Origin of the sequence: Cupriavidus sp. L7L (assembly GCF_004353535.1) — a bacterium.
Classification (GTDB): Bacteria; Pseudomonadota; Gammaproteobacteria; order Burkholderiales; family Burkholderiaceae; genus Cupriavidus; species Cupriavidus oxalaticus_A.
Genome location: NZ_SMNY01000009.1, coordinates 86846 through 104377, shown reverse-complemented (window position 1 = coordinate 104377; position 17532 = coordinate 86846). Strand labels below are relative to the sequence as shown.

General features: G+C 67.3%; 16 protein-coding genes and 1 tRNA gene. 10 read left to right on the top strand and 7 right to left on the bottom strand.

Annotated elements, in window-relative coordinates:
* The first annotated feature begins 44 nt into the window (after positions 1 to 44).
* The 8 genes from E1J61_RS08425 to E1J61_RS08390 all read left to right on the top strand — a co-directional run bounded on the left by E1J61_RS08425 (position 45) and on the right by E1J61_RS08390 (position 8378).
* A complete protein-coding gene (locus E1J61_RS08425) occupies positions 45 to 2006 on the top strand; it encodes a tetratricopeptide repeat protein (protein ID WP_133093634.1) in 1962 nt (653 codons plus the stop codon).
* Positions 2007 to 2121: 115 nt separating this feature from the next.
* The gene (gene lolB, locus E1J61_RS08420) at positions 2122 to 2730 is read left to right on the top strand and encodes a lipoprotein insertase outer membrane protein LolB (RefSeq protein ID WP_133093633.1); all 609 of its coding nucleotides are present in this window, start codon (positions 2122 to 2124) and stop codon (positions 2728 to 2730) included.
* Positions 2727 to 3611 (top strand): 4-(cytidine 5'-diphospho)-2-C-methyl-D-erythritol kinase, encoded by an 885-nt coding sequence (gene ispE, locus E1J61_RS08415; RefSeq protein ID WP_133093632.1) that lies wholly within the window; start codon positions 2727 to 2729, stop codon positions 3609 to 3611. Before lolB ends, ispE begins: the two co-directional genes overlap by 4 nt.
* 59 nt (positions 3612 to 3670) lie before the next feature.
* Positions 3671 to 3747: transfer RNA gene (locus tag E1J61_RS08410), tRNA-Gln, on the top strand.
* 97 nt (positions 3748 to 3844) lie between these two features.
* Complete coding sequence (locus tag E1J61_RS08405) at positions 3845 to 4798, top strand: ribose-phosphate pyrophosphokinase (RefSeq protein WP_133093631.1); 954 nt, start codon at positions 3845 to 3847, stop codon at positions 4796 to 4798.
* Between the two features lie 133 nt (positions 4799 to 4931).
* Complete coding sequence (locus E1J61_RS08400; RefSeq protein WP_133093630.1) at positions 4932 to 5549, top strand: 50S ribosomal protein L25/general stress protein Ctc; 618 nt, start codon at positions 4932 to 4934, stop codon at positions 5547 to 5549.
* 162 nt (positions 5550 to 5711) lie between these two features.
* On the top strand, positions 5712 to 6308 hold the full coding sequence (pth, locus tag E1J61_RS08395) for an aminoacyl-tRNA hydrolase (protein WP_133093629.1): 597 nt from the start codon (positions 5712 to 5714) through the stop codon (positions 6306 to 6308).
* A gap of 207 nt (positions 6309 to 6515) precedes the next feature.
* Positions 6516 to 8378, top strand: coding sequence for a PhoX family phosphatase (locus E1J61_RS08390; RefSeq protein WP_133093628.1), 1863 nt, complete (start codon positions 6516 to 6518; stop codon positions 8376 to 8378).
* A gap of 152 nt (positions 8379 to 8530) precedes the next feature.
* Here E1J61_RS08390 and E1J61_RS08385 read toward each other — a convergent pair whose 3' ends face one another.
* The 5 genes from E1J61_RS08385 to E1J61_RS08365 form a co-directional block, all read right to left on the bottom strand.
* Complete coding sequence (locus E1J61_RS08385; RefSeq protein ID WP_133093627.1) at positions 8531 to 8791, bottom strand: YfhL family 4Fe-4S dicluster ferredoxin; 261 nt, start codon at positions 8789 to 8791, stop codon at positions 8531 to 8533.
* A gap of 67 nt (positions 8792 to 8858) precedes the next feature.
* On the bottom strand, positions 8859 to 9344 hold the full coding sequence (coaD, locus tag E1J61_RS08380; protein ID WP_029046761.1) for a pantetheine-phosphate adenylyltransferase: 486 nt from the start codon (positions 9342 to 9344) through the stop codon (positions 8859 to 8861).
* 239 nt (positions 9345 to 9583) lie between these two features.
* Complete coding sequence (gene rsmD / locus E1J61_RS08375; RefSeq protein WP_207951189.1) at positions 9584 to 10297, bottom strand: 16S rRNA (guanine(966)-N(2))-methyltransferase RsmD; 714 nt, start codon at positions 10295 to 10297, stop codon at positions 9584 to 9586.
* A gap of 88 nt (positions 10298 to 10385) precedes the next feature.
* Positions 10386 to 11777: a pitrilysin family protein gene (locus E1J61_RS08370; RefSeq protein WP_133093626.1), complete on the bottom strand. Its 1392-nt coding sequence runs from the start codon at positions 11775 to 11777 to the stop codon at positions 10386 to 10388.
* Positions 11778 to 11786: 9 nt separating this feature from the next.
* Positions 11787 to 13325, bottom strand: a complete 1539-nt coding sequence (locus tag E1J61_RS08365) for a pitrilysin family protein (RefSeq protein ID WP_133093625.1) — start codon at positions 13323 to 13325, stop codon at positions 11787 to 11789.
* Between the two features lie 227 nt (positions 13326 to 13552).
* Between E1J61_RS08365 and ftsY the strand changes: the two genes are divergently transcribed.
* Entirely contained in the window at positions 13553 to 14713 is a 1161-nt protein-coding gene (gene ftsY / locus E1J61_RS08360; protein ID WP_133093624.1) for a signal recognition particle-docking protein FtsY, read from the top strand.
* A 250-nt stretch (positions 14714 to 14963) separates the two neighbouring features.
* On the opposite strand, the gene maiA is transcribed toward ftsY, so the two are convergent.
* Entirely contained in the window at positions 14964 to 15611 is a 648-nt protein-coding gene (gene maiA, locus E1J61_RS08355) for a maleylacetoacetate isomerase (RefSeq protein ID WP_133093623.1), read from the bottom strand.
* Positions 15612 to 15615: 4 nt separating this feature from the next.
* Entirely contained in the window at positions 15616 to 16317 is a 702-nt protein-coding gene (locus tag E1J61_RS08350) for a fumarylacetoacetate hydrolase family protein (RefSeq protein ID WP_133093622.1), read from the bottom strand.
* Positions 16318 to 16558: 241 nt separating this feature from the next.
* Between E1J61_RS08350 and E1J61_RS08345 the strand changes: the two genes are divergently transcribed.
* Entirely contained in the window at positions 16559 to 17194 is a 636-nt protein-coding gene (locus E1J61_RS08345) for an ANTAR domain-containing response regulator (RefSeq protein WP_133093621.1), read from the top strand.
* Positions 17195 to 17532 lie beyond the last annotated feature (338 nt).

Sequence of the window (17532 nt, the reverse complement as noted above, 5' to 3'; positions counted from 1 at the left end):
CTTTATCCATTCCTTCGCCAGCGCGCGCCCGGAGCACTCGATACATGTCGGACCTGAAGTTGGACCTGACGCCGGACCTGATGCCGGACGCCACATTGCAAGCCTCCCAGTGCGGCATCCCCGTGCACGAGGGCGCATTTTCGCGCACGGCAGGCGCCGCGGGAGCCTTTGCCAGAACCCGCCGCCACGCACGTGCGCTGGGCGCCGCGGCACTGCTCGCGCTGGCCGGCGCCGCGCATGCGGCACCTCCGGCCGGCGACGTGCCGCTGCCGCAGCTTGCGCAGATGCAGATCGCCGCCTCCGATGACGCGCGCCCCGCCAGCAGCACCGCCAAGCCGGCACGCAGCCCGCTGCCGTCGCTGGAACTGACCGACGACATCGTCTATATGGTGCTGGCGGCCGAGATTTCCATGCAGCGCGGCCTGGTCGGGCCGGCCTACCGCACCTACCTCGAACTGGCGCGGCAGACCCGCGACCCGCGCTTCGCGCAGCGCGCCACCGAGATCGCCTTCAACGCGCGCATCCCGCAGCAGGCGTTGGATGCGGCCCGGCTGTGGCGTGAAATCTCGCCCAATTCGCCCGCCGCCGCGCAGGTCCTGTCGACGCTGCTGGTGCTGAACGGACGCTGGGACGATGCCCGCCCGCTGCTGCAGCAGCAGCTCGCCGCCGTACCCGCCAGCCACCGCGGCGACGCCATCCTGCAGATGCAGCAGCAGCTGTCGCGCACCAGCGATCCCGCCGGCGCGGCCACGTTGCTGCAGGAACTGACGCGCAACGATACGAAACTGCCGGAAACCCACCTGGCGCTGGCGCGCGCGCGCGAAATCGCCGGCGACGTGCCGGGCGCGATCGCCGCGCTGGACCAGGCACTGAAGCTGCGCCCGGGCTTTGAGGCCGCCGCGCTGATGGCCGCCGAGCTGCGCGCCGAAAAGGAGCCCGACGAAGCCGTCGCCATCCTGAAGCGCTTCCTTGACAAGTCGCCCGAATCGGTCAACGGCCATATCACGCTGGCGCGCCTGTACCTGCTGCGCAACGACATGCAGGCGGCACGGCAGGAGTTCGAGACCTTGCGCAAGGTGGCGCCCGCCGATCCGCGCGTGCCACTGGCGCTGGGGCTCACGAGCCTGCAGGCCAAGAACTACAGCGAAGCCGAGCAATACCTGCAGGAGTACCTGCAGCTGGTCGAGAAGCAACCCACGGCCAATCCCGACATCGCCTACCAGTACCTGGCGCAGATTGCCGAAGAACGTAAGGACTATGCCGGCGCGATCCAGTGGCTGGACCGCATCGAGGACATCCGCCTGGCGCCCGCGGCCACCGCCAAGCGCGCGCAGCTGCTGGCACGCCTGGGCAAGCTCGACGATGCGCAGGCACTGTTCGGCGAGATGCTTGCCGATGCCGAGGAAATCCCCGACCCGGGCCAGCGCGCGCAGCGCGTCATGGCGATCCGCCAGGCCGAGGTCGCGACGCTGATGGAGACCAAGGCTTACGACCGAGCACGCAAGCTGCTCGACGACCGCGTCGCCGCCGAGCCCGACAACGCCGACTGGATCTACGAGCTGGCCATGCTCGACGAGCGCCAGAAGCGCTACGACAGCATGGAAAAGGGCCTGCGCCGCGTGATCGCGCTGCAGCCGCAGCAGAAGCAGGGCTACAACGCGCTCGGCTACTCGCTCGCCGACCGCAACGAACGCCTGCCCGAAGCGCGCAGCCTGCTGGAACGCGCCTCCGAGCTGGGCCCGGACGATCCCTACATCATGGACAGCCTGGCCTGGGTCAAATTCCGCATGGGCGAGCTGCGCCCCGCAGCGGACCTGCTGCGCAACGCCTACTCCAAGGCGCCCGAGGCCGAGATCGGCGCGCACCTGGGCGAGGTGCTGTGGCAGCTCGGCGAGCACGAGGAAGCGCGCAAGACCTGGACCGAGGCCATGCGCATCGACCCCGAGAACGAAACCCTGGTCGATACGCTGCGCAGGTACAAGTTCGACGTGCAGCTGGCCAAGTAACCAACCTCCTGATCCCGTGCCCCCGCTTGCCGCGCGCTTGCGTTGCCAGGCGCGGCACGGGATTTCCGTCAGTCCGGCGGCCGCCGCCGCGCGCCGCCGCTCCACGACCATGCCCATGAATCGAACCAGACGCCTGGCACTGCTTTGCCTGGGCGCCCCATTGCTGTTGCAGGCGTGCGCCAGCGTGGCACCGTCGCGCGGCTTCGATGCCGGCGAATCCAGCGCAAGCCGGCAATACACCGGCCGCTTCTCGGCCAACTACCAGCGCTACGGCCGCGACGAAGGCGTGACCGGCAGCTTCCGCTGGGAAGAGCAAGGCCGCAACGTGCGGCTCGACCTGGTCTCGCCGCTGGGCCAGACGCTGGCAGTGGTCACCGCCACGCCGTCCGGCGCCACGCTGGACCTGCCCAACCAGCCGCCGCGCAACGCGCCCGAGGTCGACACGCTGATGGAAGACGCGCTCGGCTTCGCGCTGCCGGTGGCCGGCATGCGCGACTGGCTGCATGGCCGCGCCGCGCAGGGATCGCCCGCGCGCGCCACGCGCGACGAGCAGGGGCGCCTGTCGACGCTGGCGCAGAACGGCTGGACCGTGCGCTACGTCGCGTGGCAGGACACGCAGCCCGCAAGCACCGCCGCGGCGCTGCCGCGCCGCATCGACCTCGCGCGCGACTCCGGCAGCAATCCGCTGTCGGTGCGGCTCGTCATCGATCCCCAGACGCCATGACCCCTGACCGGACCCCGGCACTGCCGCCACCCGAACTGCGCGACTGTCCCGCGCCCGCGAAACTCAACCTGTTCCTGCACGTGACCGGGCGCCGCGCCGACGGCTACCACACGCTGCAGACCGTGTTCCAGCTGGTCGACTGGAGCGACACGCTGCATTTCCGCCGGCGCGACGATGGCATCGTGGCGCGCATCACCGACGTGCCCGGCGTGCCCGCCGACAGCGACCTGGTCGTGCGCGCCGCGCGCGCGTTGCAGGCTGCCACGGGCACCCCCTTCGGCGCCGACATCGAGATCGACAAGGTGCTGCCGATGGGCGGCGGCATCGGCGGCGGCTCGTCGGATGCCGCGACCACGCTGCTGGCGCTGAACCACCTCTGGGGCCTGGGCCTGTCGCGCGAGGAGCTGATGCGCATCGGCCTGGCGCTGGGTGCGGACGTGCCGGTGTTTGTGTTCGGCCAGAACGCATTCGCCGAGGGCGTGGGCGAGCAGCTGACCGCGGTGAAGCTGCCCGAAAGCTGGTTCGTGGTCATCCATCCGAAACAGCATGTGCCGACGTCTGAAATTTTTTCGGACCAGCGCTTGACAAGGGATACGCCCATCTCCATAATTGCGGTCTTCGCTGCTCGCACAAACAAATTCGATTTCGGTCGCAACGACCTGGAACCGATAGCAACAGCGAAGTTCGGCGAAGTCGCCCGAGCCCTGGAATGGCTGAAGCAATACAATCAGCATGCCAGGATGACCGGATCCGGAGCCTGCGTGTTTGCGCGTTTTCCTGACGCAAAGACAGCGCAGCAGGTTTTGGAAAGGTTGCCTCCCGAATGGGATGGCAGATGTGTGAGGAGTCTGGCACATCACCCGCTCGCAGCGCTCGCATAGCAAGTTATCGTTCGGCGCGGTACGGCAGTTTGGTACCACGAAGAACGGCCCGGTTGTGTAGGGGAGTCGCCAAGTTGGTCAAGGCACCGGATTTTGATTCCGGCATTCGAAGGTTCGAATCCTTCTTCCCCTGCCATTACTTCCTATAGTGTCCTAACGGAACACGATATCTTCCAAGTCACCGGCTTCGCCGGTGACACCAAGCTCCCCCAGCAGCAAGACAGGTGCCCCGAATGAGCAGCGACGGCTTGATGGTATTTACCGGCAACGCCAACCCCAAACTCGCGGAGGCTGTCGTACAGCACCTCGGCATTCCGCTAGGCAAGGCCCAGGTTGGCCGTTTCTCCGACGGTGAAGTCCAGGTTGAAATCCAGGAAAACGTTCGCGGCAAGCACGTCATCGTGCTGCAGTCCACCTGCGCGCCGACCAACGACAACCTGATGGAACTGATGGTGATGGTCGACGCGCTCAAGCGCGCCTCGGCACGCAGCATCACCGCCGCCATGCCCTACTTCGGCTATGCCCGCCAGGACCGCCGCCCGCGTTCGGCGCGCGTGGCAATCTCGGCCAAGGTCGTGGCCAACATGCTGGAAGTCGCCGGCGTCGAGCGCGTGCTGACGATGGACCTGCATGCCGACCAGATCCAGGGCTTCTTCGATATCCCCGTGGACAACATCTACGCATCGCCGGTACTGCTGGGCGACCTGCGCGAGAAGAACTATGGCGACCTGCTGGTGGTCTCGCCTGACGTCGGCGGCGTGGTCCGTGCGCGTGCGCTGGCCAAGGAACTGAACTGCGACCTGGCGATCATCGACAAGCGCCGTCCCAAGGCCAACGTGGCCGAGGTGATGAACATCATCGGTGAAGTCGAAGGCCGCAACTGCGTCATCATGGATGACATGATCGACACCGGCGGCACGCTGTGCAAGGCCGCCCAGGTGCTGAAGGAGCGTGGCGCGCTGAAGGTGTTTGCGTACTGTACGCACCCGGTGCTGTCCGGCGGCGCCGCTGCCCGCATCGCCGATTCGTCGCTGGACGAAGTGGTGGTGTGCGACACCATCCCGCTGTCGGAAGAAGCGGCCAAGTGCGGCAAGATCCGCCAGCTCTCGACCGCCCCGCTGCTGGCCGAGACCTTTACCCGCATCGTCAAGGGCGACTCGATCATGTCGCTGTTTGCGGGTTCCTGATAGAATTTAATGCTTTGCTGCGTTGGCAGCCGTTTTGCGGCGGCCAGCGTGACTTGATCGGCGCTGATTGTGTTTTTCACGCCGCAACGAGGCTGTCTGGTCGCGGACGGCCTTCTTTACTTTTGGAGTCATCATGAAAGTTGTCGCTTTCGAGCGTAGCGTACAGGGTACGGGTGCGAGCCGCCGCCTGCGCAATTCGGGCAAGACCCCCGGCATCATCTACGGCGGCGCCGCCGAGCCGAAGATGATCGAACTGGATCACAACGCGCTGTGGCACGCCCTGAAGAAGGAAGCGTTCCACTCGTCGATCCTGGACCTGGAAGTCGCTGGCAAGTCGGAAAAGGCCCTGCTGCGCGCATTCCAGATGCACCCGTTCAAGCCGCTGGTGCTGCACGTCGATTTCCAGCGCGTGTCGGCCAACGACAAGATCCACGTCAAGGTGCCCCTGCACTTCATGAACCAGGAAACCGCTCCTGGCGTGAAGCTGGGCCACGGCCTGGTCAACCACATCGTCAACGACCTGGAAGTATCGTGCCTGCCGGCCGACCTGCCCGAGTTCATCGAAGTGGACGTCGGCGCGATGGAACTGGGCCAGACCCTGCACCTGGCCGACCTGAAGCTGCCGAAGGGCGTGACCGTCATCACCCACGGTGACGAGAACCCCGCCATCGCCAGCATCTCGCTGCCGGCTGGCGCCGCTTCGGCCGCCGAAGGCGCTGCCGAGGGCGAAGGCGAAACGCCGGCTGCCTGAGCTGCTGCTGCAGCGGGCGCGGCTTCCGGGCCGCGCCACTGAGAAAACCGCCGCCCTTCGCGGCGGTTTTTTTTCGACCCCGCCGAACCGGCACCTGGCTGGATTTTCGGTATCCTTGGCGCCTGTGGCGCAGTCCTGCGCGCCAACGACTCAGTCAATCGCATGATCAAGCTCATCGTCGGCCTCGGCAATCCCGGTGCGGAATACGAGGCCACCCGGCACAACGCCGGCTTCTGGCTGGTGGACCAGCTTGCCCGCATGGGCGGCGCCACGCTGCGCGTGGAAGGCCGCTTTCACGGGCTGGCCGCGCGCGCGCGGCTGTGGGACCAGGACATCTGGCTGCTCAAGCCCTCGACCTTCATGAACCGCTCGGGGCTGGCCGTGGTCTCGCTGGCACGCTTCTACAAGATCCTGCCCGACGAGATCGTCGTCGCCCATGACGAGATGGACCTGCCGTCCGGCACCGTCAAGCTCAAGCGTGGCGGCGGCGCGGGCGGCCACAATGGCCTCAAGGACATCTCGGCCCACCTGACCACGCAAGACTACTGGCGGCTGCGCATCGGCGTTGGCCATCCGCGCAATGCGCCTGGCGGCGCCGGCGCTGGCCGCGAGGACGTAGTCAACTTCGTGCTCAAGCCGCCGCGCAAAGAGGAGCAGGAGGCGATCGACGCGGCCATCGACCGCAGCATCGATCCGCTGGGGCTGCTGGCGCGCGGCGATGCCGAACGCGCGATGGCGCAGCTGCACACCACTCGCTGAAGGCGGGCAGCGCAGGCACATTCCTGCGACATCCATGTGACACGGGCCGCACACGCGGCCCGTTTGTCGTTGGCGCGCTGCAACTCTTATGTTGCAGACAAGCTGTCATCAAACTTCCATAGGCAGTCCCTACATTGCGGGGTTTCCACCGCGCCGGCATCACATCGTAGCCGGCGCGCATGACAAACCCGCAAGAGAGGAAAGCCCATGTCGTACCTGACCGACGAAGCGCGCGCCGCCGGCCGTGCTGCCAAGCCTGACGTTGACGTTCCCGGCCAGCGGCTGGAAGACATCGTTGCGGCCAATCCGGCCCGCCGCCGTGTGCTGCGCGGCGGCGTGGGCCTGTCGCTGTTCTCCGCCTTCGGCAGCGGCCTGCTGGCCGCCTGCGGCGGCGGCGACGATCCCGCGCCGGCGCCCGCACCGGCCCCCGCTCCGGCGCCGGCCCCCGGTCCGGCACCTGGCGCGGTCACGCCGAGCTATGAGGTCACCTTCGAGCCGGTCGCCAAGTCGACCGCCGACGCGGTGGTCGTGCCGAACGGCTACAGCGTCGACGTGCTGTTCTCCGCCGGCGATCCGGTCGAGGCGGGCGCCACCGGCTATGCCGGCGCGTTCCAGTCGTCGGCCGAAACCGAGCGCCAGGCCGGCGGCAACCACGACGGCATGCACTTCTTCGCGCTGTCGGGTGTCGATCCGCAGAAGGGCGGCTTGCTCGCCATCAACCACGAACTGCCGGACTACAACATCCTGTTCGCCGGCGGCACCTACAGCGCAGGCACCGCCACGCCGGAGCAGAAGCGCATCGCGCTGTCGGCGGTCGGCATCTCGGTGATCGAGGTCGAACTGGCTGCCAGCGGCAAGTGGCAGGTCAAGCGCGACTCGATCTACAACAAGCGCTACACCGGCAACACGCTGTACCGCGTGGGTGGTCCGGCCGCTCCGGTGGTGGGCCCGACCGTGGTTGGCATGCTGAACAACTGCTCAAGCGGGTACACGCCCTGGGGCACCTACCTGACCTGCGAAGAAAGCACGGACAACTACCTGGATCCGATCCAGGACGAGAAGGGCTACGGCTGGGTCGTCGAGATCGACCCGTACGGCACGCTGGGCGCGCCGGCCAAGCGCACCGCGATGGGCCGCTTCGACCATGAGAACGTTGCCTTCATGACCGACGCCGGCAACAACGTGGCCTTCTACATGGGCGACGACGGCACGCCGGGCTGCATCTACAAGTTCATCCCGAGCAAGGCGTTCGACCCCAACGATCGCGCCGCCAACGCCAACCTGCTGGACAGCGGCACGCTGTACGTGGCGAAGTTCAACGCCGACGGCAGCGGGCAGTGGATCGAGCTGACGCAAGGCAAGAACGGCCTGACCGTCGGCGCCTCGGATCCGGGCAACTGGACCCAGTTCGCCACCGCACCGGCACCGACCACGGTCGACTTCGCCACGCAGGCCGACGTGCTGGTCAACACCAAGGCGGCCGCGCGCGTGGCCGGCGGCACGCTGATGGACCGCCCGGAATGGATCACGGTCGGCCTGGACAAGACCGTCTACTGCACGCTGACCAACAACAGCGGCCGCCAGCAAACCGACGCCGCCAACCCGCGCGTGCAGAACCTGCACGGCCACATCGTCCAGTGGAAGGAAGCCGGCGACTCGCCGCTGGCCACCACCTTCACCTGGAGCATCCTGCTGCAGGCCGGCGACCCGTCGCTGGCCACGGACAACCTGAAGGGCAACATCAACGGCGATACGTTCTCGAGCCCGGACGGCCTGCGCGTGGACCCGAAGGGCCGCCTGTGGGTGCAGACCGACTCGAGCACCAGCTCGACCTACACCAACACCTTCGGCAACAACAGCATGTACTACATCTCGCCGACGGGGCAGTCGAAGCGCTTCCTGGTGGGACCGAAGGGTTGCGAGATCACCGGCATCGCCTACACGCCGGACCTGACCACCTGCTTCATCAACATCCAGCACCCGACCGGCCAGTGGCCGGACGCCGCCAAGCCGCCGCGCTCGTCGACCATCGTCGTGCGCCGCACGGATGGCAAGCCGATGGGTGCGTGACCGCGCAGTACCGTGTAGTGCCGTAGTACCGTAGTAACTGGGGAAAAGTTAAGCCCCCGCCACCTTGCGGTGACGGGGGCTTTTTTTACCTCTGAGTGCAGTGCGACTTGGTGCGGCGTGGTGCGAAGCGGTGCGGGCCGACGGCCAGCCGATCAGGTAGCGTGCTTGGCCGCGGTCAGCAGCCGGTAGCGCTGCATCAGCACCTCTTGCGACTCCACCCGGTTCGGATCCTTGGGGATGCAGGCGACCGGGCAGACCTGCTGGCATTGCGGCTCGTCGAAGTGTCCTACGCACTCGGTGCACTTGTTGGGGTCGATTTCATAGATCTCGGGCCCCATCGAAATGGCTTCGTTCGGGCACTCGGGTTCACAAACGTCGCAGTTGATGCAGTCGTCGGTGATCATCAGCGCCATGGTGTTTCCTTCCTGCGGACACGCCCGCGCCCGACTGGCCGCGGTCTGACGTGTCTGAAGCCGTATTTTATTCCGGTTTGGCGATTTTCTCTTGCAGCCAGCGTTCCACCGACGGGAACACGAACTTGCTGACATCGCCGCCCAGCACCGCGATCTCGCGCACGAAGGTGCCGGAGATGAACTGGTACTGGTCCGACGGGGTCAGGAACATGGTTTCCACGTCGGGCAGCAGGTAGCGGTTCATGCCCGCCATCTGGAATTCGTACTCGAAGTCGGACACCGCGCGCAGGCCGCGCACTATCACGCGCGCATTGTTCTTGCGCACGAAGTCCTTGAGCAGCCCGGCGAATCCTTCCACGCGGACGTTGGGATAGTGCCCGAGCACTTCGCGGGCAATGCCGATGCGCTCGTCGAGCGAAAAGAACGGGCGCTTGTTGGGGCTGTGCGCCACGCCGACCACCAGTTCGTCGAAGATGTTCGACGCACGGCGGACTAGATCCTCGTGTCCCCGGGTCATTGGATCGAAGGTGCCGGGATAGACCGCGATGACCATACTTCCTCCTTGATCTGCCCGCTGCCGGCCGTTGTGGCCGCCTCGTTCGCCGGCCGGACCGGCGCGGGTGCTGCGTCGCGAGCGTTGTGACAGCGGCGTAGTGTAACCCTAAATGCGCCACTTGGAAGGCGGGCGGCACACCGTTTTGCGGCACTGCACCCAAGAATCCGTTCCGCAATCGGAAAGGTGCCCTTAGCACATGGCGAAACTGGAGCTTCGCGCAATCCCGGAGCAGGCCGTCAACCGGCGCCGTTGCCGTGCTGTGGGTGCTGGCGGTGCTGGCGGTGCTGCAGCAGATGGAAATGCACCGCGCCGGCGCGCGCATGGCGCACGATCTCAAGCGATGCCGGGACCGGGGCGTCGACGCCGGTCAGCGCATGGTCGGTTTCGACATAGACGGCGCCACCGGGCCGCAGCAGCCGCGCGGCATGCTCCAGCGACGGGCCGATCCAGTCCTCGGCAAAGGGCGGGTCCAGGAACACCACGTCGAAGCTGCCGTCGGGCAGCTGCGCCGCGACCGTAAAGGCATCGCCCTGCACGACGCGCACCTGGCTGGCATCGAGCCGGTACTGGTTGTCGCGCAGCTGCCTGGCTGCGCGCGGGTTGAATTCCACCAGCGTTACTGCAGCCGCGCCGCGGGAGGCGGCTTCGAAGCCGAGCGCGCCGGAGCCGGCGAACAGGTCCAGGCAGGCTAGCCCCGACAGGTCCTGGCCGAGCCAGTTGAACAGGGTTTCGCGCACGCGGTCGGGCGTCGGGCGCAAACCCTGAGCGTCGGGCACCGGCAGCAGCGTACGCTTCCAGCGCCCGCCGATGATGCGGACCTGGGACGGCGCCTGGCGCGGCACCGGGCGCGGAGGGGCTGCGGGAGAACGTCCGCCGGCGGCAGCGGCCGGCGCGGAGGAAGGAGTACGCCCGCCGGGAGCGGGCGAAGGCAATCGGGAACGCGAATTCATCCCGTGATTGTAGAGCCTGCGGGACGGTTCGCCGCAGCCACGCGTGAGGCCGCGCGCATAGGCGGACCCGCGCGTTGAGGCGCCTGCATCACTTTCGCGAGGCGGTCGGCGCGCTTCCCACCGGGCCGCCGACGATCACCGTGGCCATGCCGTCCGGGCGCACATGGCGCTGGAAGGCCGCCCTGACCTGCTCGCGGGTGACCTTGCCGACCTGCGCGGTCCAGGTGTCAAGATAGTCCAGCGGCAGTCCGTACCAGCCGATATTGGCAACGTTCGTCAGCAGCTTGCGGTTGTTGTCGATGCGCAGCGGGAAGCCATTGATCAGGTTGTCCTTGGCCGCGCGCAGTTCCTTGTCGGTCGGCCCTTCCGCGACAAAGCGCGCCAGCACCTGGCGCACCAATGCCAGCGCTTCATCGGTCTGCGCCTTCTTGGTCTGCAGGCTGATGCCGAACGGCCCCGGCTGTTTCGACGGCGCGAAATAGCTGTCGACACCGTAGGTCAGTCCGCGCTTCTCGCGCACCTCGTCGGTCAGGCGCGAACTGAAACCGCCGCCGCCAAGCACGTAGTTGCCCACCAGCAGCGCGAAGTAGTCAGGGTCGCCGCGCGCGATCGACGGCTGGCCGATGGCCACGCTCGATTGCTGCGCCGGATGCGGCAGGCGCTGCTCGCTGGCCGGGATGTTGAGCTTGACCTGCGGCAGCGCCGGGGCGGCACTGCCCTGCGGCAGCCCGCTCGTAAGCCGCTCGGCAAGGGCTTCGGCCTGCTTGCGGTCGATGGCGCCGATCAGCGTCACCACCGCGCGCTGCGCGCCGTAGTTGTCGCGCCAGAATCTGGCGATGTCATCGCGCGTGATCGACTGCACGCTCTCCGGCGTAGCCGCGATGCCGTAGGGATGGTCCGGGTACATGGCCCTGGACAGCGCCTTGTCGGCAATCACCCCCGGCTTGGTGTCGGCCTCGCGGATGGCGGTGATCAGGCGCTGCTTCTCGCGCCCGACCACGGCGTCCGGGTAGGTCGGCGCCTTGATCAGCTGCGCGGCCAGCGCCACCGACTGGTCCAGCTCGGGTTGCGCGGTCAGCGTGCGCAGCCCGATGCCGCCGCGGTCGCCGCCCGCCGCGCCGCCGAAAGCCGCTCCGGTATCGGCAAAGGCGTCGGCAATCTGCGCCTCGTCACGGGCCGGCTGGCCGTCCTGTGCGCCCGCGCCCTTGTCCAGCAGCGCCGCCGTCAGAGTCGCCAGGCCGGCCTTGCCGGGCGGGTCATAGCGGCTGCCGGCATCGAAGTCGATATTGACGTCGAGCATCGGGATCGACGGGCTGTGGACAAAGTACACGCGCGCGCCGGTGGATGCGGTCCAGTGCTCGATCGGGATCGCGGCCTGGGCCAGCTGCGCGGCCAGCAGCATGGCGGCGCCGAGCGCCGCGCCGGCCAGCATGCGCAGCGTGCGGGGCCGCGCATTGAATGAAGTGGCGGACTGGGACATGGTCGTTCCTCAGTGGCGCAGGCCCGACGGGGCCTGGGTCTTGGGCTTGTTCGGATCGATCGGCTGCGGCACCAGCGTGGCCACGGTCAGGTTATCGTCGTTGAAATACTTCGAGGCGACTGCCTGCACCTGCGCCGGCGTGACGGCCTTGATCTTGTCGAGCATACGGTCGATCTGGCGCCACGAGAGATCAGAAATCTCGGATACGCCGATCTCCATGCCTTGCCCGAACACCGAATCGCGCTTGTAGATCTGCCCGGCCACCACCTGCGCCTTGACCCGCTTGAGCTCTTCCGGCGAGACCCCTTCCTTGGCAATGCGCTGGATCTCGGCGCGCAGGGCGCGCTCGATCTCGTCGGTGCTGTGGCCGGCCGCGGGCGTGCCGTCGAGGACGAACAGCGACTCGCCGCGGTTGATGCTGTCGTAGCCGACGTTGACGTCGTCGGCCAGGCGCTGCTCGCGCACCAGTTCGCGCGTCAGGCGGGCATTGTCGTAGCCGTTGAGCACGGCCGCCAGGACTTCCAGCGCGTACGGGTCGACGTCCTTCTCGACATCGCGCAGCCTCGGCACCTTGTATGCCATCACCATGTACTGGTTCTCGGCCGGTGCCTTGACCCAGATGCGCTTGATGCCCTTCTGCTCCGGCTCTTCCTGGTCCTTGCGCAGCGGCAGCGTGCGCGGCTTGAGCTTGCCGTAGTAGCGCTCGGCGAGCGCGCGCACTTCCTCGGCCTTGACGTCGCCGGTGACGATCACCATCGCGTTGTTCGGCACGTACCACTGGCGGTACCAGTCCTTGACGTCCTCGACCCGCATATTGACCAGGTCGTCCATCCAGCCGATCACCGGATGGCGATACGCCGCCGCGGTATAGACGGTGGCGAGCAGTTGCTCATAGACGGTGCCGCGCGACGAGTCGTCGGTGCGCAGGCGGCGCTCTTCCATCACCACCTTCATCTCGCGGTCGAACTCGTCCTTTTTGATGATGAGGTTGGCCATGCGGTCGGCCTCCAGCTCCATCATCTTCGGCAGGTACTGCTTGCCGATCTGCTGGTAGTACATGGTGAAGTCGCGGTTGGTCAGGGCGTTCTCGCGCCCGCCCAGTGCCGCCACCTGCTTGGAGAACTCGCCCACGCCGACCTTGGGCGTGCCCTTGAACATCATGTGCTCGAGCATGTGGGCCACGCCCGTGGTGCCGCTGACCTCATCGATGCCGCCGACGCGGTACCAGATCTGGTGCGCCACCGTGGGCGCCCGGTGGTCTTCCTTGACGATCAGCCGCAGGCCGTTGGAGAGCCGGTATTCGGTGGTGCCATGCGCGGTGGCGCCGACGGGCGCGGTCTGCGCGGAAGGCATCGGCGATCCGACCACGCCTTGGGCGCCGGCCGGCAATGACCAGGGGAGCAGGCCGAGCAGCAACGCCGGGACGATGCGCCGCGCCAGGCGCGCGGCGCCGGCTGGAAGTGCTGAGGAGGTAGGCTGGGAATGCCGTTGGATGCGTGCTTGGGCACCTTCGGCGCCCGCCGCGGTCAGGACAGCGCAATGGTTCATGCGACCCCGTCTGCTAGAATTTTGCCGATCGATCCGCGCGGGCGGCATGCGCGCGCGGATCAGCCATGTAGCGAACTGATGTAGCGAACTATACGCAATCGCCGGCCGGGACCACAACGGGTTCTCCCCGACCTTCGCGATGTCAGCGTAAGCCCTTGATTATTAACCGGTCGCCTGCCGGCAGTGTGCCACCAGGGTAGCGGCCCCGGTATTGACTCCATTCCCCAATGTTTAGTTTCTGGAAGAAGCGCAAGGCCGAGCCCGCGTCCGTCGAGACGCCAGCGCCGGCACCCGCGCCGCTAGAGGCGCCCGCGCCCACCCCCACGCCTGCCCCGGTCCCTACCCCGGCTCCGGTCCCGACGCCGACACCAGTCCCCGCCCAGGTCCCGCCCCCGGCGCCGGCCCCCGTGGCCGTGTCCCAGGCCGCGCCCGAGGCCGCCACCATCGAAACGCTTGAACTGGTCCCCCCGCCCGCCACCAGCGCCGAAGCCCGGCAAGGATGGATGCAGCGGCTGCGTACCGGCCTGTCCAAGACCAGCCGCAACATCGGCACGCTGTTCGTCGGCGTCAAGGTCGACGAGGCGCTGTTCGAGGAGCTGGAGACCGCGCTGCTGATGGCCGACGCGGGCGTGGAAGCCACCGAATATCTGCTCGCCGAGCTGCGCAAGCGGGTCAGGTCCGAGCGCATCGAATCGGCCGAAGGCGTCAAGGCCGCGCTCAAGACGCTTCTGACCGACCTGCTGCGCCCGCTGGAAAAGACCATGGCGCTGGGCCGCGAACAGCCGCTGGTGATGATGATCGCGGGCGTCAACGGCGCCGGCAAGACCACCAGCATCGGCAAGCTGTGCAAGCACTTCCAGCGCTACGACCAGAAGGTGCTGCTGGCCGCCGGCGATACCTTCCGCGCCGCCGCGCGCGAACAGCTGACGATCTGGGGCGAGCGCAACAACGTCACGGTGGTGGCGCAGGAAAGCGGCGACCCCGCCGCGGTGATCTTCGACGCGGTGAACGCGGCCAAGGCGCGCGGCATCGACATCGTGATGGCCGATACCGCCGGCCGCCTGCCGACGCAGCTGCACCTGATGGAAGAGCTGAAGAAGGTCAAGCGCGTCATCAGCAAGGCCATGCCGACCGCGCCGCATGAGGTGCTGCTGGTGATCGACGCCAATACCGGCCAGAACGCGCTGCAGCAAACCCGCGCCTTCGACGATGCGCTGGGGCTGACCGGCCTGGTCGTGACCAAGCTGGACGGGACAGCCAAGGGCGGCATCCTGGCGGCGATCGCGCGCCAGCGCCCGGTGCCGGTGTACTTCATCGGCGTGGGCGAGAAGGTGGAGGATCTGCAGCCGTTCAAGGCGGAGGAATTCGCCGAAGCGCTTCTGGGATAAGCATCCAGAACAACGCCGAAGCCAACGGTTTTGGGTGCTCCCAAGCCGCCCGTGCTAGCCTTAGCAAGGTGTTCTCCCTCTCCCCTCATGGGGAGAGGGTTGGGGTGTGGTCTAGCAAGGAACCACGTGACGCGAGGGCAGCGGTTTGAACCCACAGGCGTCAGCCGTTGAGACCCTCCAGCCCTCACCCCTGCCCCTCTCCCGCAAGCGGGAGAGGGGAGCAAACCCTCAGCACATCAAAGCAACACGCTCACTCCGCGTCCGGCTGCGCCTTCGGCTCCGCCTTCTGGAACGCCTCCATCGCCATGCACGCTTCGTAGATCCTCGCGATCGCCGGATAGCGGCTCACGTCGACATTGAAGCGCTGCGCATTGAACACCTGCGGCACCAGGCAGATATCGGCCAGCGTCGGCGTATCGCCAAGGCAGAAGCGCCCCGCCTTGCCGCCGCGCGCCAGGTTGGCCTGCAGCGACTCGAAGCCCAGCTCGATCCAGTGGCGGTACCACGCGTCCTTGACCTCGTCGGTCACACCCACCTTGTGCTTCAGGTACTTGAGCACGCGCAGGTTGTTCAGCGGATGGATCTCGCACGCGATTTCCTGCGCCAGCCCGCGCACATAGGCGCGGTCCAGCGCCGTGCCGGGTAGCAGCTTCGGCTCGGGATGGACTTCGTCCAGGTATTCGACGATGGCCAGCGATTGCTGCAGCACGTTGCCGTCGTCGGCCAGCGCCGGCACCAGGCCGTCAGGGTTCACCGCGCGGAATTCGGGCTTGAGCTGCTGGCCGCCGTCCTTGAGCAGGTGCACCGGCACGTATTCGTACGGCAGCCCCTTCAGTTCCAGCGCGATGCGCACGCGGAACGAGGCTGAGCTGCGGAAGTAGCTGTAGAGCTTGAGCATCGGATCAGACTACCTTGATGGTGAGGTCGCCCACGCCGCCGACGTGGCATTGCATGACATCGTCCTTGACCACCGGGCCCACGCCTTCAGGCGTACCGCTGAAGATCAGGTCGCCCGGCTGCAACTCGAACAGCCTGGACAGGTACGACACCATCTCCGGCACCGACCAGATCAGGTCCGACAGGTCGCCGCGCTGCTTCTCCACGCCGTTGACCGACAGCGTCACTTCGCCCTTCTGCGGATGGCCGATGGCCGAGACCGGCACGATCGGGCCGATCGGCGCCGACTTGTCGAAGGCCTTGCCGGTTTCCCAGGGGCGGCCGGTTTTCTTGGACTCGTTCTGCAGGTCGCGGCGGGTCATGTCCAGGCCCACGGCGTAGCCGAACACGTGCTGCGCGGCGCTTTCCACCGGGATGTCGCGCCCGCCCGTGCCGATCGCCACCACCAGCTCCACTTCATAGTGGCAGTTGCTGGTGCCCGGCGGGTACGGGAACGCCCCTTCGGTGCCGTCGGCGACGTAGCTGACCGCGTCGGCCGGCTTGCAGAAGAAGAACGGCGGTTCGCGGTCGGGGTCCGAGCCCATTTCGCGGGCATGGGCAGCATAGTTGCGGCCGACGCAGTACACGCGGCGGACCGGGAAGCTAGCGTCGCTGCCACGCACCGGCACCCCAACGGGGGCCGGCGGGGCGAACACGAATTCGGTCATGCATCTCTCCAGATTTTTTCTGATCGGTCCCGCAGCCGGGATGCGAGGGTGTGCATCGCGGCGTCGCCAGCAGACGCCCCCGGCGCGGCAGGGCCACAGGATACACCGCGCGCGGTGGGCTGCGTACGACGGCATACAATGAATCCAGGCGGGCCCGCGACCACTCTGCACCACGGCAGTGCGGCGTGGACCGCCGAACCCGGCGCGAATCTTGCATGGCGCACTGCAACAGAATCAAGCCATGACCCGACGCCATCCGCCCCCATCGCCATCGACGCCTGCCCCCGCCGCCGGTCGGGCGCTGCGTATCCTGCTGGTGCGCGATCCCCTTGACGGTAACCCACTCAACGTCGAGACCATCCGCAACGGACTGGTCAGCGCGGGCTTCAGCGAGATCCAGATCGTCGATGCCGACTTGCGCCTGCCGGACGTGATCACCGCGACCCAGCCCGACATGCTGATCATCGCCTCGGAATCGGCCGCGCGCGACACCATCGAGCACGTCTGCGTCTCGACCCAGCATGCGCCGCGCCCCATTGTGCTGTTCACCGACAACGACGACAGCCAGCGCATCAAGGCCGCGCTGTCGGCGGGCATCACCGCCTATATCGTCGACGGCCTGCGCGCCGAGCGCGTCAAGACGGTGCTCGACGTCGCCTATGCCCGCTTCGAGCTGGACCAGCAACTGCGCGCCGAACTCGACGCCACCCGCCTCAAGCTGGCCGAGCGCAAGGTGGTCGAGCGCGCCAAGGGCCTGCTGATGCAGGCGCGCGGCATCACCGAGGACGAGGCCTACAAGCGCCTGCGCAGTATGGCGATGGAGCGCGGCCTGAAGCTGGTCGATGCAGCCCAGCGCGTGATCGACGTCATGGGCTGAACGCCCGCCTGCCGGCCGCGGGGCGCCACAGCCCGCGGCTGGTGCAATGCACGATACTGGCGCTGCCCCAAAGCGAATCCTTCGCGCCCCGCCGTCCTCGGCTCTGCCCCGGGATGCGGCAGCGCAGCCGGCGCACGCACCGCGTTCGCTCATTTCATCCCGAAGCATCACTCCGCCGGCACGGTTCCGCCCCGAAATGCTGCACCGCACAGGCTGGCACACGCCTTGCGATATGCAGGCATCGGCCAACGGCGGCCGATCACAATTTAGGCGGACCCAGCCAACGCAGGCTGCGTCACGCCATGGACAACGGCGTCCCTGCACCGTACCCGTCTTCT